Below are 21,827 nucleotides of genomic sequence, written 5' to 3' on the forward strand. Positions count from 1 at the left end.
CCCACTGCATAACCGCCTAAGAATGCGGTCAAGATAACCAGTGCGATGAAGACCCACACGATCAGCGGTGGTTTAGGCATTGGCCGCCTTTCCCAGCTGTTCCTGGATGATTTGCTCAAATACCTCGGGCGGCTGTGCGCCGCCGACGAACTGATCCCCCACCACGAAGGCCGGGGTGCCCGTAATACCAATCTGGGAGGCATAGCTGGTGGCCTTCTCGATGACCTCGGTGTAGGTATCATCCGTGGCCTGCTGGCGGAACTTATCCAAGTCCGCAACGCCAGCCTTCTCGGCGAACTTCATGAAGTCCTCGATGCCGAATTCTGGGTGACCACTGATGTCCTTGCTAGCGGTGTAGAGCTCGTGCTTGAACTCCTGGAACTTGCCCTGTGCCGCGGCCGCGCGCCCGGCCTTGGCAGCCTCGACGGCGGCAGGGCCGTTAACGGGGAAGTCATTCCACTCGATGCGCACCAGGCCCTTCTCCACGTACTTCTTGAGGAGGTCTGGCTCAGTGACGTTGGCGTGGCGGGAGCAGAACGGGCACTCGAAATCGGAAAACTCAGAGATAACCACCGGCGCGTCCACGGCGCCCACGGCGAAAGGATCGTTCTCCTTCTTGCGGTGCACCACCGTGATATCCCCGGACTTGGTGTCGCCGCCGGGGCCGAACATCATCGGGTCACCCTTCCCATCGGAGAACTTCGTGCCGGGCGTGGCCTTGTCAGCATCCTTCGCCAGGTCTTCGGTAGGCGCCGTGCTCGTCGCCGTCTCCTGCGCTGCGGGAGTGCTTTCCTTGCCAGAAGAATTGCGCTCCGCCAGCAGGAAGCCAATGATGATGGCCAAAATTACAACGATCACCAACAATCCCCATGCCACGGGGCTGATGGCGGAAAGCGCTGACTTCTTCGGATCACTGGTGGGGCGAGAGGATGAACTAGGCATGCGATTACCTTAACGCGTTTAGGCTCGTTTGGGTGATTGCGGCTCCTGACACTGGGCCGGTTAAGTGCGGCCTGAAACTGGGTGGGGAGGCTTAAGCACGTACGGATCGATCAAATAAGGCCTCAGAGCCCGTTGGTATTCGGTCCTTATTTGATCGATATGTACCTCGGTCTCAGCTCTCTTGCGCAGCGGCGAGAAGATAACGGCCATAGCCGGACTTCAGGAGGGGTTTGGCCAGCTCGGTGAGTGCCGCGGCATCGATGAAGCCCTCCTCGAAGGCAGCCACCTCCGGCGAACCGATGACGGTGCCGGTGCGCTTCTGCATTACCTCCACGTAGGCCGAGGCCTCACTCATGGAGTCCACCGTGCCGGTATCCAACCAGACGTCACCGCGCTGCATGCGCTTGACACGCAGCTGCCCGCGGCGCAGGTATTCCTCGTTGACGGCGGTGATCTCTAACTCCCCGCGTGCGCTGGGCGTGATGGATTTGGCAATCTCCACCACGGAATTGTCATAGAAATACAAGCCCACCACAGCGTGGTTGGATTTGGGCGCGGTGGGTTTTTCTTCGATGGACAGGGCTTGGCCGGAGTCATCAAAGTCCACGACACCATAGCGCTGCGGATCGGAAACCTCGTAGGCGAAGATGATGCCGCCGCCTGGGTGGCTGCACTCATTCAGTGCCGTGGAGAAGCCGTGGCCATCAAAGATGTTGTCACCCAGGACAAGGGCCACGTCATCCTCAGAGATGAAGTCTTCCGCGATGAGGAAGGCCTGGGCTAAGCCTTCGGGCCGGGGTTGGACCGCATAGTGCAGCATGAGGCCGAGCTGGGAACCGTCGCCAAGCAGGCGCTGGAAGGCGGCCTGGTCTTCTGGAGTAGTGATGATGAGGATCTCGCGGATGCCGGCCTGGATCAGGGTGGTCAGGGGATAGTAGACCATCGGCTTGTCATAGATGGGCATGAGCTGCTTCGAGATGCCCTTGGTGATGGGGTAGAGGCGGGTTCCAGAACCGCCTGCGAGAATGATGCCCTTCATGAGCTTTAAGCTTAACGGAGGGGTCTCGCGCCGGGGTGCGGCGGCACGGGCTGGCGAGCATAACACTTAACTTCCCACATAACATAACACGTGGGAAGTTAAGTGTTATGTTGAGTGTTATGCTCTATTTGCGCAGCCTGTAGCGCTGTTTAGGGCTGCGTCCGGGTTCAGTCTTTTCGGCGATGTTATCGCGGATGAGTTCATTTAGTGCTTTCTGGACCGCTGTCCGGCTGAGCTTTGTAGCCTCAACTAATTCGGTTGTCGATACGGACGGGCTGCCGTGGAGCAGGTGTTCCACATGGTCACGTGCGGTGCCATAGCGTTCCTGGGTGGCTACCCTGCGGCGGTGGAAGATGATGGTAAAGCTGTCGAGCCGGTTGATAATTTCCGGTTTGGGCATGAGTGCGTCTGCTAAGGCCTGATGGATGGTGGCGATGCCTGTACCGCGGTTCTCTGCGGCGACTCCGCCTTCTGGCAGGGGAATGTCCTCTAGGAACGTCGCAAGGCGCTGATTGCGGGTAGAGCTGACGCCGGCTTCTCCAAGATTTCGGAGCGTAACCCCGCCATATAGGCCTCCCGGATTGGTGATTTCCAAGCGGTCAACGAACATGTTGATTTGCACCTGACTGCCGCGAGCAGTCGGGGAGTAGTCACGGTGCATGAGCGCATTGACTAATGCTTCACGGACAGCGACCAGTGGATAATCCGGAAGTGCGGTCCGGGACTTGTCGCCGATAAAGCCAGCGGTGCGCATGTTCTTCTTTACAATATCGATGCCTTCGCTCACCAGCTCCGGAATCGTACCGTGAAGTGTGGCGCTGTCGAGGAGGCGGATGCCCGTGGTGACATCACCTTTCGACGTTCCGGGAAAGAGTGCGAAGGTAACCGTTAATCGGGGGAAAAACTCCTGCGGGTAGTCTCCCATGACAAGAAGTGAGGCCAGCGTGGGGTGGCCGTCCTTGAGAATTCGCAGGCGCTTGAGGGCTGTGTCCTGTCCATTCGCAAAAGTCTTGGGGCGGCGCTCTTTCTGCACTTGGAGGAAGCCGTCAAGAGCGGCACCCTCGATGTCCTCCAGCGTGGCATCTGGGATGGCATCTTCATCCCAGGTCGGTTGCGTGTGCTCTTCAACGAGTCGATTTACTTCGTACTGGGACAGGCGCGTATCACCATCGCCGGTGCGAATATAGCTGCCTTTGTACAGCCCCCTTTCGGCCACATAGCAGGGCTTATCGCGCGCGGGAAGCTCGTCGATCTCTGCGACGAGTATGTTACTGCTTTCAAATTCGATGATGTCGATTCGCGGGCGGACCGGCGGGATGAGCTGTTGGCAGCGAGTTTCCAATTGGTCTTGGGCGGTGGAGGCAGAGAACTTCTTAACTGGGGTGAAGCCGTCCTGCTCTGAAAGGCCGATGATGAGCGTCCCGCCGTCCCCGTTTGCGAAGGCACTGAGCGTAGAAAGTACTTCCTTGCTGACGGATGATTTGACCTCTACGGATTGTTTATCGCTTCCAATGACGCGGAGTTGTGCGATGAGTTCGGAGAGTGTTGTAGGGGTCATGAGCAGGCCTTTCCCTCGGTGTGCCCCAGCATAACACTCAACATACCACTTAACTTCCCAGGTGTTATGTTATGTGGGAAGTTAAGTGTTATGCCGGGTAAAGCGCCAGGTAAAGCGCCAAAGCGGCCCGCCAATTCATCGGCTTAAAGCCGGTGGCTTCAATCTTGGACAGGTCGAAGGTGGACTCCTTCGGGCGGGGAGCTTCGGGCCCGGCAATCTCGCGGTACTGCTCAGTGCTGACCGGCGTGACATCCGCGGGGTCCTGGCCCACGCCGGTGAAGACGGCCATGGCGATCTCATCGCGGCCCACCACATCACCGGAGTTGGAGATGTTGTATACGCCGTACTCGGCTTCGGTCTTGAGTAGGTGGATGATGCCCTTCGCTAGGTCCTCGGCGAAGGTGGGGCGCCCGCGCTGATCATGGATGACGGAGGGCTTGACGCCCTTATTCGCCAGCGAGCGCATCGTGGCCATGAAGTTGGCACCATCGCCGAAGACCCACGAGGTGCGGATGACATAGTGGCGCGGGGCGGTCTGCGCGGCGGTATCGCCTGCGGCTTTTGACGCCCCATAGGCCGAGAGCGGGGAGGGCAGCTCATCTTCGGAGTGGACCTCTTCAGTGCCGTCGAAGATGTAATCGCTGGAGACGTGTACCAAGGTCAGGTTATTCTCCGCCGCAATGCGCGCGAGCTTCGCCGGGGCGGAAGCGTTGACCGCCCAGGCCGCGGCGCGATTGTCCTCCGCGCCGTTGACATCGTTATAGGCCGCGCAGTTGATGATGGCGGAGTACTGCTTCCATGGGCGGGCAGGCGGGTTGGTGATATCGAAATCCTCGTGCCCACAGAACTCCACCGCGCCCAGACCAGCGGAAGGCAGGAACTTCTTTAAAGCGCGGCCCAGCTGCCCGTTGGCCCCGGTGACCAGGATGCGGTGAGGGGGCATGGGGGAGACGTCGGCAAGCGCGGGGTGCTCCTTGTCCTTATCGGAGATTTCCGTCGGTTCCAGCGGCCAGTCCACCATGCCCAGGTTGACGCAGGTGTACTCCGCATCCGGGGACCAGTGGTCATTGACCAGGTAGGAGTAGGCACAAGCCTCCAGCGCCTGGAAGCCGTTGGCCACGCCACGCGGGACGAAAACCGCCACGTCCTCGCGCAGCTCGTGCGTCACCAGCTGACCAAACGTGGCAGAGCCCTCACGCAAATCGCACCACGCGCCGAAGGCCCGGCCGGAGGCCACGGAGACCAGCTTGTCCCAGGGCTCCGCGTGCAGACCGCGCGTAACACCCTTCTCCGCATTGAAGGAGACATTGTTCTGCACCGGCTGGAAGTCCGGCAATCCTGCCGCCACCATCTTCTCGCGCTGCCAGTTCTCCTTGAACCAGCCGCGGTTATCGCCGTGGACGTCGAGCTCCACAATGAGCAGGCCCTCGATGGCCGTTGACTGCACCTTCATGGCTATTTATTGTCCTTGCTTCGCGTAGTTGGCTTCGACTTCTTCCTTGCCCGCGCGCCACCACTCCTCGTGGGCGCGGTACCACTCAATGGTGGCGGCCAGGCCCTCCCGCAGATCCGTGTAGCGCGGGGCCCAGCCCAGCTCGCGGCGCAGCTTGCTGGCATCCATGGCATAGCGCTGGTCATGGCCCGGGCGGTCCGCCACGTGCTCAAAGCGCGCCTGACCATTGTCCGTCGCCCCCATGAGCTCACAAATCATCTCGATGACCTGGCGGTTATTTGTATCCTCCTGGTCGGCGCCGATGTTATAGGTCTCCCCAAGGCGCCCGCGGTCCAGGATGGCGAGTACGGCCTCGTTGTGATCATCCACGTGAATCCAATCGCGCACCTGCTCGCCGGTGCCATAGAGCTTCGCCGGCTGGCCCAGAAGCAGATTGGTGATCTGCCGCGGAATGAACTTCTCAATGTGCTGGTAGGGGCCGTAATTATTGGAGCAATTCGAAATGGTTGCCCGCAGCCCAAAGCTGCGCACCCACGCGCGCACCAGGTGATCCGAACCGGCCTTCGTGGCCGAATAGGGCGAAGACGGGTTATAAGGTGTCTCTTCCGTGAAGTAGGTATCTGCGCCAATTTCCAAATCACCAAAAACCTCATCGGTGGAGACATGGTGGAGGCGCACATCGTGGCGGCGGCAGGCCTCCAGCAGCACGAAAGTACCCATGATGTTGGTGTGGAGGAAAGGCGAAGGATCCCGCAAAGAGTTGTCATTGTGGGATTCCGCGGCGAAGTGCACCACGGTATCGGCCTGGGACACGAGCTTGTCGACGACCCCCTCATCCGCTACGTCCCCCACCACGAGCTCGGCGTCCACGCCGTCGAGATTGGCGCGATTGCCCGCATAGGTGAGCTTATCCAGGACGGTGATCTCCACCTCCGGGCGCTGCTGGGCCACGAGCCTCACGAAGTTTGCACCAATAAAGCCGGCGCCGCCGGTAACAAGCAGTCTGCGCATGGTCTCCCAGTTTAGAGCATGCAGTGTTCACGGGACTGCCGAGATTATGCGGCCGATACTTATAGCGGGAAGCGCGGCAGCTCCGGCTTATCCAGCCACTGGGCTAGGAGCTGGTCGACGTCACCTGGGTTCTCCGCTGCCTCGCGCATGCGGCTGATGAGATCCTCCGGGCTCACCACCGAGTGCTGCGCTGCGGTGAGGTACTCCCGCACCGTGGCAAAGAAAGCCTCATCACCCACGAGGCGGCGCAGCGCGTGCACGGTCAGCGCGCCGCGCTTGTAGACGCGGTCATCGAACATATCGCGCGTACCAGGATCACTGAGCAGAATGTCCTGCTTCTTGCGGGCCAGCACCTGATAGTGCGAGCGCGCCGATTCATGTGCCGGGCGGCCATGCGCGTGTTCGAACCACAGCCACTCGCAGTAGCAGGCAAAACCTTCGTTGAGCCAGATATCCTTCCACTCCATCAGTCCCACGGAGTTGCCGAACCACTGGTGGGAGAGCTCGTGCGCGATGAGTCGCTCGAAGACGTGATCACCCTTGACGTGGTTGGAGCCGAAGATGGACAGGCCCTGGGCCTCGAGTGGGATCTCTAGCTCGTCATCGGTGATGACCACTTGATAGTCGGCGAAGGGGTAGTGGCCAAAGAGCGCGGAGTAGAAATCCACCATTTCCTGCTGCTGGGAAAACTCTTCGAGCACCACCTGCTTGAGGTGGGCCGGTGCCCACGCGCGGACGTTGGCGCCAAGGGGGATCTCAATGTATTCGCCAACTTGGACCGTGGCGAGGTAGGTGGCCATGGGGTGCTTGACGCGGTAGTGCCAGCGCGTCATGGATCCACCCGCGCTGCGGCGGGAGACCAGCTTGCCGTTGGAGATGACCACGAAAGGATCGTCTGCGGTGATGCGGATATCGTAGGTGGCCTTTGCGGACGGGGTGTCATCACAGGGGAACCAACTGGGCGCGCCGTTGGGCTGGCTAGCCACCAAGGAGCCGGAATCCGTCTCCTCCCAGCCGATTTCACCCCATGGCGTGCGCAGCGGGCGGGGTGAGCCGCCATAGCGGATCAGCAGCTCAAACTCTTGGCCTTCTGCGATTGTGTCGGCGAAGTTCAAGCGCAGCTTCCCGCCGGATAGGCGGAACTTGGCCACGCGCGGCGCGTGCTTTGCCGTGATGCGACGAGCCACCATGGCGCCGCCGAGGTCGAGGGTGAGCTTGTCCAAGTCCTCCAACGCACGAATATGGAGCACTGCTTCGCCTTGCAGCATGTTGGGCTCCACGCGGTAGGCCAGGTCCAAGTCATAGTGGGTGACCTCGAAGCCGATGTTAAAATCCACCCCCGTGTAGCTATCCCGGGAAGGCGCGGCGTGGCCGCGGGCGGACGAGATATGCGAAAGGGCGGTAGAAAGCAGCTTCATAATGCCGCTATCCTACCGCCCTGCTTGGCTTATCCGAAGCCAGGGGAGCAGGCACGCCGCACCCGCGACGTGCTCCGCTCACTTTTAGGAGTTGAAGGCTTCCTCAAAGGTGGGCCAGGACTTCACCAGGTCCTCGCGCCAGCCCGGCCAGGAGTGCGTGCCCACGTTGCGGAAGTTGTAGGTTGCCGGAATGTTCTGCTTATCCAGCTTTGCCTTGAGCATGTGGGTGCAGTGGTTAACGGCCGCCTCGATGACGCCGCCTTCCACCTGCAGCTGAGCTGATCCCATGTATGCCGTCAACGGGCTGTAGCCCTTGTTGATGTAGTAGGACGGGGTATCCTGCTCACCGGCGAAGCCCGATGCGGAGGAGATGTACAGCTTGGTGCCGCGCAGCTTCTCGGAGTTCATCAGGGCGTCGTTGTAGCGGTTGTAGGCAGAACCCATCGGCCCCCACATCTGCTCCGGCTGGCCGCCACCGCGGTTCACGGTGAGGCGCAGGAACTCGTACTCAGTGGGGTAGGCGGTCGCAGCACAGCCAGCGAAGGAACCAACTGCGTCATAGAAGCCCTGGTTGTGCTGAGCAAGCAGCAGCGAGGACGTCGCGGACATGGACATGCCGGCGATGGCGCGCTTGTTGTTGGCGTTCAGACGCTCCTCCAGCGGACCAGGCAGCTCCTTGGTCAGGAAGGTCTCCCACTTCTGCGGGCCCTTGAGGTACTTGCCGTTGGGCTCCTCCAACCAGTCGGTGTAGTAGGAGAAAGCGCCTGCTTGCGGAACCACTACGTTGACGTCCTTCTCAGCGTAGAAGTCCACGGCATCGGACATGTGCAGCCAGTCGGAGTCCTGCTCAGCGGAACCAGCGCCGTTGAGCAGGTAGACCGTCGGGCGGTCCGGGTTCTTGGCCGAGATGACAGCCAGCGGAATGCTGCGGCCGTTCATTGCCGGCGACGTAGCTTCTAGCTTGAGGACTCGGGGGTCATCCTTGTATTTGCCATACCACTTTTGGCTCTCCACCTCCGGGGTGACCTGCAGGTCCGAGATGGTGGATAGGGCAGTGTCACCCGCAACCTGCTGCGGGGTGAGGGTGGCAGCACCCGCAACGGGGCTGACCAGCGCGGCGGCGCTGAGCGCGCCGGCGGCGAGGAGAGAGCTAAGACGCTTCATAACGTTCCTTATTCAATAATTGGTACGGCGAATAGAGCTTAGTGCCCGGTCGCCTCAGTATCTACTGGCAGGGAATCAGCGGGGGCCTCGGTGTTTGCCTCTGCCTCATCCAGTTTCGCATCCTGAGTATCGGCCTCGGCGTTCATTTCGTTAGCGCTCGTGCCCTCTTCTGCTGCATAAGTCGCCGCCTCAGGTGCGGAGGGATCCTTAGGAAGGTTGAAGGCTTGCGCGAAGATCGGCCACGAGGAGTTGATGTCGTCATACCAGCCCGGCCAGGAGTGGGTACCGGTGTTGCGCAGGTTGAAGACTGCGTCTTTAACGCCCTCGCGCTCCATCTTTGCCTTCAGGTCATGCGTGCAGGCGTTCATGGCTGCCTCGATGACGCCGCCCTCAACCACGAGGGTGGAGGAGGACTTGAAGGCCTGGGACGAGCCTGCGCTCTCAATCTTGGACGAGCCCAAGTCCGTTGCCCCAGCCAAACCGGAGTTGGCGGAAACATAGACCTTGGAATTGCCCATGTTGTTCTTGGTGGCGTTGATGAGGCCATCGTTGTAGCGGTTGTAGTCTCCGCCCTTCGCGCCCCACATCTGCTCGGTGCTTCCGCCACCGCGGTTCACGGTGAGCTGCGCGTAGAAGTTCGGCAGCGGCGTCGAGGTAGCAGCGCAGCCGGAGTAGGAGCCGATGGCATCGTAGAAGTTCGGGTTGTGCTGTGCCAGCACGAGCGAGGAGGTAGCAGACATGGACATGCCGGCGATGCCGCGCTTGCCGTTGCCGTTAATGCGCTTCTCCAGCGGTCCCGGAAGCTCCTTGGTTAGGAAGGTCTCCCACTTCTGGGGACCCTTGAGATAGCCGCGGTCCGGGGTGCTCAGCCAGTCGGTGTAGTAGGAGAAAGCGCCCGCCTGCGGGATGACGACGTTTACGTTGCGGTTGGCGTAGAAGTGAACGAGGTCCTGAACATCCGGCGTATCCGGATCAAGATCCTTGGCAATGGTGGAACTAATCCAGTCCATGCCCTGCTCGGCGCCGCCGGCACCGTTGAGCAAGTAGAGGGTGGGGCGGGAAGCATCAAAGTTGCCGTCCGGGGTGATCACCGCGAGGGGGACTTCGCGGTTATCCATTGCGGGCGCGGTGGCATTGAGAGCTTTCACCTTGTGGCGATAATCCCAGTACTTGAAGACGTAGCCCATCCACTTCTTTTCTTCTGGGAGGTTGCTGATCTTGACGTCCGGATAGGAAACCTTCTTGTCGAAGGAAGCCTCAAATTGCTCGCGGGAAGGCGTCGGGTTGCCGGCCCCATCCTTGGGTAGGTACTCCTCGAGCTCGGTGTAGAGGTCGATGTCGGAGATGTCGGACGGCGTAGCCTCACCGCGGATTTGAGCCGGGTCGATGTCGGATGCGCTGGCGATAGGGGATACAACGGCGCCGAGGGCTAAGGCTGATGCCGCTGCCAGCGTCGTGAGAGAGCGCGCAATCTTCATGGAATCTCGCTTTCTTGATGATGAGCGGAAGTGTAGGGGCAAGTTTAAAAGATGCTCCGGACAGACCACCCTTGAAATGGGCAAAAGTACTGATAGACGGGTAATCCAGTACCCCCGAAGATAAGGGTAGCGAGATTAAACATACCAAGTTATTAGAGTGAATGGTGGTATTGGAGTTGAAACCGTGTCATAATCTTTCCGCGCCTATTCCTGGGTTATGTAACGCAACGACAGTCTCGTTCGTTAGTGGAGCTAGGTACCGAGACCGCCTTCGGCGGCGGCCGCCTGCATCGCTGTGACCTCGCGGGAGGGGTGCCGCGTGAAGTCGCGCACGCCGCTCAAATACCAACAGAAAGAAGAAGAATGAACTTTTTTGACACCATCCTCGTTTCCATCAACCAGGTGCTGGGCCAGATCGCTCACTTCGGCTCCTCCACGTCCTCGAAGGCTGCCCTGGACTGGGGTCTGTTCTAAGAAGTCTGCAGGGGGTAGTGCCCCGCTTTCTTTCCCCTAATCCCCTTCATTGGGGGTTAGGGGTTTATTTGTGCCAGTTTGCATTCTGCGCGTTAGGCCTGCATCGGGACAGCTATGAACGTCCAGTGGGTGCAGGTTCGGGGGTGGTGGGACAGCGAGCCTAAAGTTACGTATCCTGTAGAGCGTGACTAATGAACATTTTGACGTTGTAGTACTCGGCGCGGGCCCCGGCGGCTACGTGTCCGCCATCCGCGCTGCCCAGCTGGGCAAGAAGGTTGCCGTTATTGAGAAGCAGTACTGGGGCGGTGTCTGTCTCAACGTGGGCTGCATCCCGTCCAAGGCTCTTCTTAAGAACGCTGAGGTTGCACACACCTTCAACCATGAGGCAAAGGCCTTTGGTATTTCCGGCGATGTTTCTTTCGACTTCGGTGTTGCGCACAAGCGCTCCCGCAAGGTTTCGGAGGGCATCGTCAAGGGCGTGCACTACCTGATGAAGAAGAACAAGATTACGGAGATCAATGGCCTCGGCTCCTTCAAGGACGCCAAGACCATCGAGATTACCGAGGGCGATGACAAGGGTAAGACCGTTACCTTTGATAACTGCATTATTGCCACCGGCTCCGTCGTTCGTTCCCTTCCGGGCGTGGAAATCGGCGGCAACATCGTGTCCTTCGAGGAGCAGATTCTCAATGATGACGCCCCGGATTCCATGGTCATCGTTGGTGCAGGCGCCATCGGTATGGAGTTTGCTTATGTTCTGGCCAACTACGGCGTGGACGTGACCATCGTGGAGTTCATGGACCGCGTCTTGCCGAACGAGGACAAGGATGTTTCCAAGGCGATTGCTAAGGAATACAAGAAGCTTGGCGTGAAGCTCCTGACTGGTTACAAGACCACCGCCATCAAGGACAACGGCGACAATGTCACCGTCGAGGTCGAGTCCAAGGACGGCTCCAAGACCGATACTCTGACCGTGGACCGTTGTATGGTCTCCATCGGCTTCGCCCCGCGCACCGAGGGTTACGGCCTGGAGAACACCGGTGTCGAGCTCACCGAGCGCGGTGCCATTGCTATCGATGACTACATGCGCACCAACGTAGAGGGCATTTACGCCATTGGTGACGTCACCGCGAAACTGCAGCTCGCACACGTGGCTGAGGCACAGGGTGTTGTGGCCGCTGAGGTTATCGCCGGCGCTGAGACTCAGCTGCTCGGTGACTACATGAACATGCCGCGCGCTACCTTCTGCAACCCGCAGGTTGCCTCCTTCGGTTACACCGAGGAGCAGGCTCGCGAGAAGTTCGCCGACCGCGACATCAAGGTTGCCACCTTCCCGTTCTCCGCTAACGGTAAGGCGGCTGGTCTCAATGAGACCGCGGGCTTCGTCAAGCTCATCGCTGACGGCGAGTTCGGTGAGCTCATTGGTGGCCACATGGTGGGCTCCAACGTTTCCGAGCTGCTGCCGGAGCTGACTCTGGCACAGCGCTTTGACCTCACCGCTGAGGAGATCGGACGCAACGTTCACACGCACCCGACTCTGTCTGAGGCCATGAAGGAAGCAGCCGAGGGCATCGGCGGCCACATGATCAACCTCTAAGGCCAAGGCGAAAAGCCAAAACAAGAACTCTCCCCCCTCAAACCCAGAAAGGGTTTGAGGGGGGAGAGTTGGTTTTAGCGCCGTAGCGCTCCTGCCTTTAGCCGAAGAGCTTGGAGGACAGAACGAACGGTGCATTAACAACGGTTACGAGAAGACCCTGGATCTGGCCAAGGAAGTTGTTTGCAAAGCTGCTCATGATAGCAATCCTTTCGATAGGGGATATCGGTCATCTTCCATTATAAGAGATTCAACCCTGGAAAATCTATGAATTTTGATAGTCAAAATCATGCCAAAGCTTTTTAAAGGAAATACATGTGAGCTGTCAGCGGCTTAAATGACCAGTTCAAGGTGTGTAAAAAGGGCTCCTGGGAGAGATCTGCCCTCCGGAAAAATTCATCCCGACACTGGAGAGCTCTCCCCGCAAAAGGCAATAAAAAGGTTATTTGTGGTGTAAAAGCGTTCCTTTTGGATTGCCCAGACTGCTCGTGCCGCAAGGGGTGGGTTAGTACGGCGCAACCGCGGAGCGGTGGGCATCAATGACCAACTGTTCGTTGATGGCGGGGAAAGCTCGCTGCGCACAGTTCTGGCGCGGGCAGGTGCGGCAGCCAGCGCCAATCGGCGTCGCGGAAGAAAGAGCATCGAGGTTAAGTCCCTGGGCGTAGACAGTGCGGTTGGCGTGGCGAGCCTCGCAGCCCAAGCCGATGGAGAAGAGCTTGTTGGTATCCCCGAAACGGCCTTGCGGGTAGCTCACCGTGCGCGAAACCCAGAGGTAATTGCGCCCATCCGGCATCTGCGCCAGCTGGCGGGAAATGGTGTTGGGGCGTGAAAAGGATTCGTAGACATTCCACAGCGGGCAGGTGCCGCCGGAGTTGGAAAAGTGCACGCCCGTGGCTGATTGACGCTTGGACATGTTGCCCGCGCGGTCCACCCGCACAAAGGTAAAGGGGATGCCGCGCCTGTTGGGGCGCTGCAGCGTGGAAAGGCGGGAAGCAATCGTTTCATAGCCCACCCCGAACACGTTGCAGAGGTACTCCACGTCATACCCGGATTGCTCGGCCTCGCTATGGATGAGGTTATAAGGCAGCAGGGTGGCTGCGGCGTAGTAGTTGGCGATTCCCCGCTTGGCCAAGTTGATTGAGGCATCTGAGGTGAAGGGCTCTTCATCCACGAGGTCGCTGATAAGCCCACCCGCTTCCAGGAATCCCAGCTCGGCTGCCATGCGGAAGGCGCGCTGACCCACGCTCAAGCGGCTGGCCAGGCGAAGGGTGCCGCTGTCCTTGTCAAAGCGGTGCAGTGTGCCATCCATGCGGTCGGTGGTGAGAATCTCCACGCCGTGCTGGGATGTGAGCCTGTCATTCAGCGACTGCTCAATATCGCGGATGTGGAAGGGGGTGACGCCGAGTTCCGCGGCAATTCCCTCTGCGTGGATATCCAATTCATCGAGGTAATTCTGCCGGGCATAGAAGAAATCCCGGACCTCGTCGTGCGGCATGGATAGCGCCTGGCTGCCATCCGAGCGGCGGGTATCGGTGGCGAGCGAAAGCTTGTCACGGATGTTGCGGTAGCGACGGTGGATATCCACAAGCGTGCGGGCGACGGTGGGGTGGTTATAAACCAACTCGGACAATTCCTGAAGTTCCACGGGGGAGGGGCAGATTTCCTGGTCTTGGACGACATCTTGGATTTCTGCCAGCAGGCGTGAGTCATCATCGCGGGAGAAGAACGTGGCATCAACGCCAAATGCTTCAGTGATTTTCAGCAAGACCGGGACGGTAAGCGGGCGCACATCATGCTCAATCTGGTTGACGTAGCTCGCTGAAAGCCCCAGCGTAGCGGCGAGGGAGGCTTGGCTGAGATCACGTTCGCGGCGCAGTTGGCGCAGGCGCGAACCCACGTATGTCTTGCTCATGTGAGCTAGGTTACCTAGTGCCTTTCACTCATAACAATATTTTTGCAAGGAATGTGTGAAGTATTTTAACTCCGCTGCGAAGTGGGGGTGTTGGCAGGGTGCTAGGCGGGCATTGAGGGGTGGATACCAAGCGAAAGTTTGACACCTAAAGGGGTAGGGTCGTCACTCGCGCCACACCCTGTGACAAAAGTCTCATCCGTGAAATGTTTTCGCAAGGTCAATATTGCGTAAAGGGAAGTGATCAAGGTAGAGCGGCAAAAGGGATCGAGCACCTAAGGTGATCCTTGCCTTATCTCGAATCTTTCGGCGGGCCAGAGGAGGGGGAAGGAGTGCGCAAAGCAAGGGGATAACTAGTGGTCAGCGTGAAGTTCTGCGTAAGGTAAGGACGACTATGGAGGTGTCATGTCTGTAAAAAATCCTGACCGTGAAGCCCTCGCTCACGGCCGTATTACTAATGAAACGATTCGTCCTAAGCCAGGAATTCCGTCCTGGGCTTTGAAACTGACGATGGCAATTACCGGTCTGTTCTTCGCGCTCTTCGTTGTGGGACACATGGCCGGCAACTTGAAGCTTTACCTGCCGGCTCATGACGGCCAGGAAGCCCTCGATGCCTACGGTGCATTCCTGCGCAGCATGGGTGAGCCGCTGATTCCGAGCGGCCACCTTCTGTGGATCATCCGCATCGTTTTGCTGGCTTGCGTGATCGCCCACATTTACGGTGCCTTTGCGCTGACCGCTCGCTCCAAGGCATCCCGCGGTAAGTTCAAGCGCACCAACCTGATGGGCGGCATGGATTCCTTCGCAACGAAGACCATGCTGGTGACCGGCGTCGTGCTGCTCCTGTTCATCGTCTTCCACATCTTGGACCTGACGATGGGTGTTCAGCCGATCGCTCCGGAGGCTTTCGCTCATGGTGAGGTGAAGGCCAACATGATCGCTACCTTCTCCCGCTGGCCGGTGACCATCATCTACATCGTTGCCATGCTCTGCCTCTTCCTGCACCTGACCCACGGCATCCGCCTTGCGGCTTCCGACCTGGGTATTACCGGTGCAAAGTGGCGCGAGGTATTTGTCATCCTGGCGTACGTCGTCCCGGCCGTTGTGTGCCTGGCAAACATCGTTATGCCGTTGTCCGTCGCCCTGGGCTGGGTCAGCTAAAGGAGTTTTGAACCCATGACTAACGCGAATACTGAACTCAAGCGCGAGCACCCGAACTTCTCGCACCCGCAGTCCATCGTCCCGGGCGTTAAGCCGGGCCGCATCCTGGAGTCCCACGAGCCGCACGGCGTCCCGATGAAGGACATGTGGAGCTACCAGAAGGACCACATGGAGCTGGTCTCCCCGCTGAACCGCCGCAAGTTCGAAATCATCGTCGTCGGCACCGGCCTGGCTGCTGGTTCTGCTGCGGCTGCTCTCGGCGAGCTGGGCTACAAGGTGAAGGTCTTCACCTACCACGACTCCCCGCGTCGTGCGCACTCCATTGCTGCGCAGGGTGGTGTGAACTCCTCCCGCCACAAGAAGGTGGATAACGACTCCGCTTACCGCCACACCAAGGACACCGTCAAGGGCGGCGACTACCGCTGCCGCGAGTCCGACTGCTGGCGCTTGGCTTATGAGTCCATCCGCGTCATCGACCACATGAACGCCATTGGCGCTCCCTTCGCTCGCGAGTACGGCGGCACCCTGGCTACCCGTTCCTTCGGTGGCGTGCAGGTCTCCCGTACCTACTACACCCGTGGCCAAACAGGTCAGCAGCTGCAGCTGTCCACCACGTCTGCGCTCTACCGCCAGATTGGCCTGGGCAACGTGGAGCTCTTCGCTCACCACGACCTGCAGGACATCATCACCTACACCGACGGTGGCAAGAAGCGCGCCGGCGGCATCGTGACCCGTAACCTCATCACCGGCGAGCTGAAGGCCTTCACCGGCCACGCAGTCATCCTTGGTACCGGCGGCTACGGCAACGTCTACCACATGTCCACGCTGGCCAAGAACTCGAACGCTGGCGCCATGATGCGTGCGTACGAGAACGGTGCTTACCTGGCTTCCCCGGCATTCATCCAGTTCCACCCGACTGGCCTGCCGGTGAACTCCGAGTGGCAGTCCAAGACCATCCTCATGTCCGAGTCGCTGCGTAACGACGGCCGCATCTGGTCTCCGATCAAGGAGGGCGATGACCGTCCTGCCAACGAGATTCCGGAAGAGGAGCGCGACTACTTCCTGGAGCGCCGCTACCCGGCCTTCGGTAACCTCGTCCCGCGTGACGTGGCTTCCCGTGCCATCTCCCAGCAGATCAACAAGGGTCTGGGCGTTGGTCCGCTGCACAACTCCGTGTACCTGGATTTCCGCGACGCCATCGAGCGCCTGGGTAAGGACAAGATTCGTGAGCGCTACTCCAACCTCATCGAAATGTACGAAGAGGCCATCGGTGAGTCCGCTTATGAGACCCCGATGCGTATCGCTCCGACCTGCCACTTCACCATGGGTGGCCTGTGGACGGACTTCAACGAGATGACCACCATCGACGGCCTCTTCGCCGCCGGCGAGTGCTCCTGGACCTACCACGGTGCAAACCGCCTGGGTGCTAACTCCCTGCTGTCTGCTTCCGTTGATGGCTGGTTCACCCTGCCGTTCACCATTCCGAACTACCTGGCTCACCACCTGGGTGAGGCCAAGCTGGCTGAGGACTCTGCTGAGGCCAACGAGACTGTCGCTCGCGCTCAGGCTCGCATCGACCGCCTCATGTCCGTCCAGGGCCAGAACCCACACGGCCCGGCGTACTACCACCGCCAGCTGGGTGACATCCTTTACTGGGGTTGCGGCGTGTCCCGTAACGTTGAGGACCTCAAGGTTGCCATCGAGAAGGTGCGCGAACTGCGCAAGGACTTCTGGGCTAACGTCCGCATCACTGGTGACGCCAACGACATGAACCAGGTCCTCGAGTACGGTCTGCGCGTTGCTGACTACATCGACCTGGGTGAGCTCATGTGTATTGACGCCCTTGACCGCGACGAGTCCTGTGGTGCTCACTTCCGTGAGGACCACCTCTCCGAGGACGGCGAGGCCGAGCGTGATGACGAGAACTGGTGCTTTGTTTCCGCTTGGGAGCCGGGCGCTGCTGAGGGCGAGTTCATCCGCCACGCTGAGCCGCTGTACTTTGATTCGATCCCGCTGATGACAAGGAACTACAAGTAATGAAACTGACACTTGAGATCTGGCGTCAAGCCGGACCGACGCAAGAAGGCAAGTTCGAGACCGTGCAGGTTGACGACGCCGCCGAGCAGATGTCCATTCTGGAGTTGCTCGACCACGTCAACGACCGCCTCATTGAGGAAGGCACGGAGCCGTACGCATTTGCTTCCGACTGCCGTGAGGGCATCTGCGGTACCTGTGGCCTCCTGGTCAACGGCCGCCCGCACGGCCCGGGTCAGAACACCCCGGCCTGCCAGCAGCGCCTCTTCCAGTTCAAGGATGGCGACACCATCAAGCTGGAGCCTTTCCGCTCCGCTGCCTACCCGGTTATCAAGGACATGATCGTGGACCGTGCCAAGCTGGACCACGTCATGGAACAGGGCGGCTACGTGTCCATGGATGCGGGTACCGCTCCGGACGCTGACACCCTGCACGTCAACCACGAGACCTCCGAGTACGCCCTGGATCACGCTGCCTGCATCGGCTGCGGTGCCTGCGTGGCATCCTGCCCGAACGGTGCTGCTCACCTGTTCACCGGCGCCAAGCTGGTTCACCTCTCCCTCATGCCGCTGGGCAAGGAAGAGCGCGGCCGCCGCGCACGCAACATGGTGGACGATCTGGAGCAGAACTTCGGCCACTGCTCGCTCTACGGCGAGTGCGCCGACGTCTGCCCGGCTGGTGTGCCGCTGACCGCGGTTTCCGCGGTTACCCGCGAACGTGCACGTGCTGCTTTCCGCGGCAAGGACGACTAAGCTATAGTCATTCACAGGATTAACAGGAACGAGAGAAAGTTTCAGCCATGAGCGACCTCAACCCGGCAGTTGCTGATCACCACAGCGAGACCTACCCGGAGTTCTCCGGTAAGATTCAGGACTCCTACATCGAGGGATATGACCCCGTTTCTTACGGTGCACCGCACTCTTCTTTGCTGCGCACCTCCACTTGGGTGGGCATGGGCTTGGTCCTCTCGATGCTGCCGGCAGCCGGCATCCTCATCTGGGGCCTCGGTACGTGGCTCTACCCGGATGGCACCGCTGGTGCTGACTACCAAATCAACATCATCGTCGGCGCTATCGCGCTCGTCGTTGTTGCCATCCTCGCCGTCGGCTCCGTCAAGTATGGCCGCCGCTACTACCGCCAGTACCGCAAGGAAACCGGCCGCATCAACTAGGCACCTCCTAGGACGTTGAACGCCTAAGTTTCTGTACTGACACCACCACAACCCCCACCTCCAAACACACATGGGAGACCATGTGAGGAGGTGGGGGTTGTTGACGTTTGGGGAGTGGCGCGGCGGGAGCGGAGGGGAGCAGGCGCTTGGCGACGCCCCTACGGTGCCATACGCGCAAATGGTGCCGTAGGGAGCGACGCGAACGCTAAAGCGTGGAAATCCCTAGCTTAGGAATCAGTCCTTTCTACCAGCCTTCCGGTGGCAGGACTATACACATAGTCAACGATGTCGCCAGACATAATGAGCTGGATGGCTTCATCGATGACCTCAAGCGGCACCAAGAACCATTCTGCTGCGGCAACTGAAGAGCCCAAATCATTCATGACCGAGGCGTTGAGCCGTACGGACGCAAATACTCTATGTAAGAGATGCTCAAGTGCTGAAGGACGTAGGTTGTAGGCACGGTAGCTCGCTACGATTTCGACGGGCGCCATGAGATAAGTCGGACTCTTTTCAGCCCCGCGAATGCGTTGTTCTACTGGGCCACGTGAGAAACCAATTTTGTACAAGTTGTCCAAGCTAGCGATATCCGGGTTATCGCTGAGTGAGCGCAGGACGTAGATGTACCCAGTCTCTTCGTCAGCGTCGCCAATCTCAGTCGCTTCCATCGAAGAACGAGTCAGCGCTTGGCCTCCAGTTTCGTAGAGGCGATTAGCCAGGGATTCGCGGTACATCGATGATTCGGTGCCGTTTTCAAAGATGACGCGGAGGCGCGGTTTGTCTTCACCGAGCTCAACTTTGGGCTCGCGGACTTCGGCAACGAAACACATGACGCCGTTGATGACGAAGAAGCGTCCTTCACGGATCGTTTGTTCACCCGCAAACTTGCTCAGGCCCCAGGTACCGTCCGCAAGTCCTGCGTGCTTTGCCTGAAAATGCTCCGAGAAGGCATCGAAGTCTGAGGACTTCACCCTCATTGCGCGTTGACCGTCATCGGAAGGACTCTTGCGCGTAGGAAGAGTGGAAGTGTCATAAATGTCCGGGATGTCGCTTATGACGCCGAGGACATCTGACTCAAGCAATTCCTCTAGCGTGCTCGGAGCTTCGACTGCAGTAAGTAGTCCATGCTCGTCAACATCCTTCAAAGCTTCGGTTTTCTCGGTACTGGCACGGATACCGACGAGCCGTGCTCCAAGCTTGCGTTCCGAAATATTCATTGTGTCAGGGTCCGGTTCACGTCCGTGCTCGGCGTAGAACTCGGAGACCTCTCGGAAGGCCTTCGTGAGCCGATCTACGTCAGTAACCGGCTTCGGCTTTTCAGGAAGGTCGAGCAAGCCATCGGTGTCTGCGGCAATGAGCGCATCGAGCTGGGCGAGGACGGAAGGATCTACAGACTCGTTCTCAATATTCTTGCTCATGCATCGTTCCCTTCAGAGGTAGCGGAACCGGTGTTTTCTTCGGCGGCCAAAGCGGACTTACGCTCGCCGGCGGCCTTCTGAAGAACAAGCAGGGCGTCAGCGAGTTTGCGTTCTTCTGCGTCCTCAGTGCGGTGTTGTGGCTTTCGCCCGTTAGCCTTCACCCACGCTTGGATCTGTGGATGGAGAGAAAGCGCTTCTTCCAGCGACATGTCGAGTTTGTTGGCATAGATGGAATCAGCGATGAGCTGCAGCACCGTAGGTGTCACGGACTTGGACAAGATCTCAAACGCGCGCTGGAACGGGTTGATCTTGTCGATGAGATTGATATTGAGTTCTTCGATGTTGACGAATTGGTTGGCCAGATTGATGAAGCGTTTGTCTCCTACTTCGCGTACTTCACCGGTCTTGATGACAGAATCAACCACTACGCGCTGGCGGACTTCTTCGACTTCTGCCGGGGTGAGTTCTGGGTACTGCTCGCGGATGATCTTCGGGATGAGGACCTGGTTCGTGGTCTCGGCATCCACGCTGCCAATCGCGGCACGGGCGAATGTGTCGTCCTGAAGAATCTTCGCCTTCAAGTCATTCAGATCTGTATCAATAATCTGACGTACGCGGTCGGTGGATGGTTCCTTCAGCCCCTTAATCTTGAGCGTTCCCGGCTCGCTTGTGTCATCGGGACCAGCCTTAGCCTTGAAGTCGAAGTTTTGGGCAAGGACTTGCTCCATGAGCAGGGAGGCGGTGATGGCCTTGAGCATGTTATTCACAGACACAGTGACCTCACTCTGTGCTGCGTCAGGTTCAGCAAGAAGGTTAGTGAATTGCGCGTGGGTTTTGCCCTCAGAATCGCGTGTCACGCGACCGATGATCTGGATGATCTCCGTCAGCGAGGCACGGTAGCCCACGGTCAGTGCGTGTTCTGCAAAAGGCCAGTCGAAGCCCTCCTTTGCCATGCCGAGAGCAATGATGATGTCCACTGCGTCGCGGTCAACCGAAGCCGTCTCGGTGAGATACAGCAAGGTTCGCGCACGTGCTTTCTGGTCGGTGTCATCGACCAGGTCCGCGACGCGGAGGATCTCACCATTATCGCGGCGGCGCATGAGGATGATGCCGGTGTCTTCTTCGACCCCGACGTGTTCACCAATAACGTCGAGGATGAGACCGACTTCTTCGATCTTGTCCTTCGTGGATTCACCAGAGTTAACGCTGGGGATGTGGACGATGGTTTTCTTGTCCAAGTCAAGGACTTCGTGAACTGTATCGGTGTACCGGCCTTGGTAGAAGTGGTGGCCAATGCCCAATGATTTCAAGTACTTGTAGCCATTGAGCTGGTCATAGTAGTTGAAGGTGACAGGCGTGAATTTTGCCTCATCACCGGGCAACAGGACAGGAACCGCGTCACCACGGAAGTAGGAGCCGGTCATAGCCACGATGTGCGCATCGGAGCCGTTCATAATCTCTCGTAAGAGCTTGCCTAGGCGGCTGTTCTCCAAGTCTGCGGAGACATGGTGGAACTCATCAATGGCGAGTACTGTGCCGTTGAAGTCCTCGGGCGAAAGCTTCTCAAAAGCGAAGCGGAGGGTGGCGTGAGTACACACGAGGATTGCGTCCTTGCCTTTGAGGAAGCGAATGAACTCATCGACCTTGCTCTTCGCGCTACCGGGTGAGCAGAGATTGTTTTCCTCTTTTACTTCCCAGTCTGCGAAGAATCCGAATTTCTTCAGTTCCGTGTTCTTAAAGGAACCACCGATGGAGCGTTCCGGAACGGCAACGATGACCTTCTTACGGCCCTGATTGAATAGCTTGTCCAGGCCGACAAACATCAGCGCTCGCGATTTACCTGACGCAGGGGGTGCCTTAATCAGAAGGTACTCGGAATCGCGTTTCTCATAAACGCGACGCTGCATCTCTCGCATGCCAAGAGCATCAGTGCTTACCGACGTTCCTGCTTGCGCGTACTCAACATTGACCAGATTGTCTCGGGAGTGCTTGCCCATGTGCTT

16 protein-coding genes are annotated in these 21,827 nt (G+C 58.9%); 5 read left to right on the forward strand and 11 right to left on the reverse strand.

The features are described 5' to 3' along the window. Window positions 1-72: 72 nt before the first annotated feature. From CAURI_RS01405 to CAURI_RS01440, 8 genes are all read right to left on the reverse strand, one after another. Window positions 73-942, reverse strand: coding sequence for a DsbA family protein (locus CAURI_RS01405; RefSeq protein ID WP_012714788.1), 870 nt, complete (start codon window positions 940-942; stop codon window positions 73-75). A gap of 172 nt (window positions 943-1,114) precedes the next feature. Further along, window positions 1,115-1,981: a glucose-1-phosphate thymidylyltransferase RfbA gene (rfbA, locus tag CAURI_RS01410; protein ID WP_010189885.1), complete on the reverse strand. Its 867-nt coding sequence runs from the start codon at window positions 1,979-1,981 to the stop codon at window positions 1,115-1,117. A 124-nt stretch (window positions 1,982-2,105) separates the two neighbouring features. After that, window positions 2,106-3,539 carry an ATP-binding protein gene (locus CAURI_RS01415; RefSeq protein ID WP_010189884.1) on the reverse strand — a complete coding sequence of 478 codons (1,434 nt, stop codon included), beginning with the start codon at window positions 3,537-3,539 and terminating at the stop codon, window positions 2,106-2,108. Between the two features lie 88 nt (window positions 3,540-3,627). After that, window positions 3,628-4,992 (reverse strand): sugar nucleotide-binding protein, encoded by a 1,365-nt coding sequence (locus CAURI_RS01420; protein ID WP_010189883.1) that lies wholly within the window; start codon window positions 4,990-4,992, stop codon window positions 3,628-3,630. A gap of 6 nt (window positions 4,993-4,998) precedes the next feature. Further along, complete coding sequence (rfbB, locus tag CAURI_RS01425; protein ID WP_010189882.1) at window positions 4,999-6,003, reverse strand: dTDP-glucose 4,6-dehydratase; 1,005 nt, start codon at window positions 6,001-6,003, stop codon at window positions 4,999-5,001. A 59-nt stretch (window positions 6,004-6,062) separates the two neighbouring features. Beyond that, window positions 6,063-7,421 (reverse strand): M1 family metallopeptidase, encoded by a 1,359-nt coding sequence (locus CAURI_RS01430; protein WP_010189877.1) that lies wholly within the window; start codon window positions 7,419-7,421, stop codon window positions 6,063-6,065. Between the two features lie 84 nt (window positions 7,422-7,505). Further along, the gene (locus tag CAURI_RS01435) at window positions 7,506-8,585 is read right to left on the reverse strand and encodes an alpha/beta hydrolase (protein ID WP_010189875.1); all 1,080 of its coding nucleotides are present in this window, start codon (window positions 8,583-8,585) and stop codon (window positions 7,506-7,508) included. A gap of 38 nt (window positions 8,586-8,623) precedes the next feature. Continuing rightward, window positions 8,624-10,063 (reverse strand): alpha/beta hydrolase, encoded by a 1,440-nt coding sequence (locus CAURI_RS01440; protein WP_010189874.1) that lies wholly within the window; start codon window positions 10,061-10,063, stop codon window positions 8,624-8,626. Window positions 10,064-10,721: 658 nt separating this feature from the next. Between CAURI_RS01440 and lpdA the strand changes: the two genes are divergently transcribed. Then, complete coding sequence (gene lpdA, locus CAURI_RS01445) at window positions 10,722-12,134, forward strand: dihydrolipoyl dehydrogenase (RefSeq protein WP_010189871.1); 1,413 nt, start codon at window positions 10,722-10,724, stop codon at window positions 12,132-12,134. 502 nt (window positions 12,135-12,636) lie between these two features. Here the strand turns inward: lpdA and ramB are convergent. Continuing rightward, the gene (gene ramB / locus CAURI_RS01450; protein ID WP_010189867.1) at window positions 12,637-14,043 is read right to left on the reverse strand and encodes an acetate metabolism transcriptional regulator RamB; all 1,407 of its coding nucleotides are present in this window, start codon (window positions 14,041-14,043) and stop codon (window positions 12,637-12,639) included. A 402-nt stretch (window positions 14,044-14,445) separates the two neighbouring features. Here ramB and CAURI_RS01455 point away from each other — a divergent pair, with 402 nt between their 5' ends. The 4 genes from CAURI_RS01455 to CAURI_RS01470 are packed head-to-tail and all read left to right on the forward strand — an operon-like array spanning window position 14,446 to window position 18,406. Continuing rightward, window positions 14,446-15,201, forward strand: coding sequence for a succinate dehydrogenase cytochrome b subunit (locus CAURI_RS01455; RefSeq protein ID WP_012714792.1), 756 nt, complete (start codon window positions 14,446-14,448; stop codon window positions 15,199-15,201). Window positions 15,202-15,216: 15 nt separating this feature from the next. Further along, a complete protein-coding gene (locus CAURI_RS01460) occupies window positions 15,217-17,238 on the forward strand; it encodes a fumarate reductase/succinate dehydrogenase flavoprotein subunit (RefSeq protein ID WP_010189865.1) in 2,022 nt (673 codons plus the stop codon). Next, window positions 17,238-17,987: a succinate dehydrogenase/fumarate reductase iron-sulfur subunit gene (locus tag CAURI_RS01465; protein ID WP_010189864.1), complete on the forward strand. Its 750-nt coding sequence runs from the start codon at window positions 17,238-17,240 to the stop codon at window positions 17,985-17,987. The genes CAURI_RS01460 and CAURI_RS01465 overlap by 1 nt, the downstream gene beginning before the upstream one ends. A gap of 47 nt (window positions 17,988-18,034) precedes the next feature. Beyond that, the gene (locus CAURI_RS01470) at window positions 18,035-18,406 is read left to right on the forward strand and encodes a hypothetical protein (RefSeq protein ID WP_010189861.1); all 372 of its coding nucleotides are present in this window, start codon (window positions 18,035-18,037) and stop codon (window positions 18,404-18,406) included. 227 nt (window positions 18,407-18,633) lie between these two features. On the opposite strand, the gene CAURI_RS01475 is transcribed toward CAURI_RS01470, so the two are convergent. Both CAURI_RS01475 and CAURI_RS01480 read right to left on the reverse strand, forming a co-directional pair. Next, window positions 18,634-19,824, reverse strand: coding sequence for a GIY-YIG nuclease family protein (locus tag CAURI_RS01475; RefSeq protein WP_010189856.1), 1,191 nt, complete (start codon window positions 19,822-19,824; stop codon window positions 18,634-18,636). Next, on the reverse strand, window positions 19,821-21,821 hold the full coding sequence (locus CAURI_RS01480; RefSeq protein ID WP_010189855.1) for a DEAD/DEAH box helicase: 2,001 nt from the start codon (window positions 21,819-21,821) through the stop codon (window positions 19,821-19,823). The genes CAURI_RS01475 and CAURI_RS01480 overlap by 4 nt, the downstream gene beginning before the upstream one ends. Window positions 21,822-21,827 lie beyond the last annotated feature (6 nt).

Origin of the sequence: Corynebacterium aurimucosum ATCC 700975 (assembly GCF_000022905.1) — a bacterium.
Lineage (GTDB): Bacteria > Actinomycetota > Actinomycetes > Mycobacteriales > Mycobacteriaceae > Corynebacterium > Corynebacterium aurimucosum_F.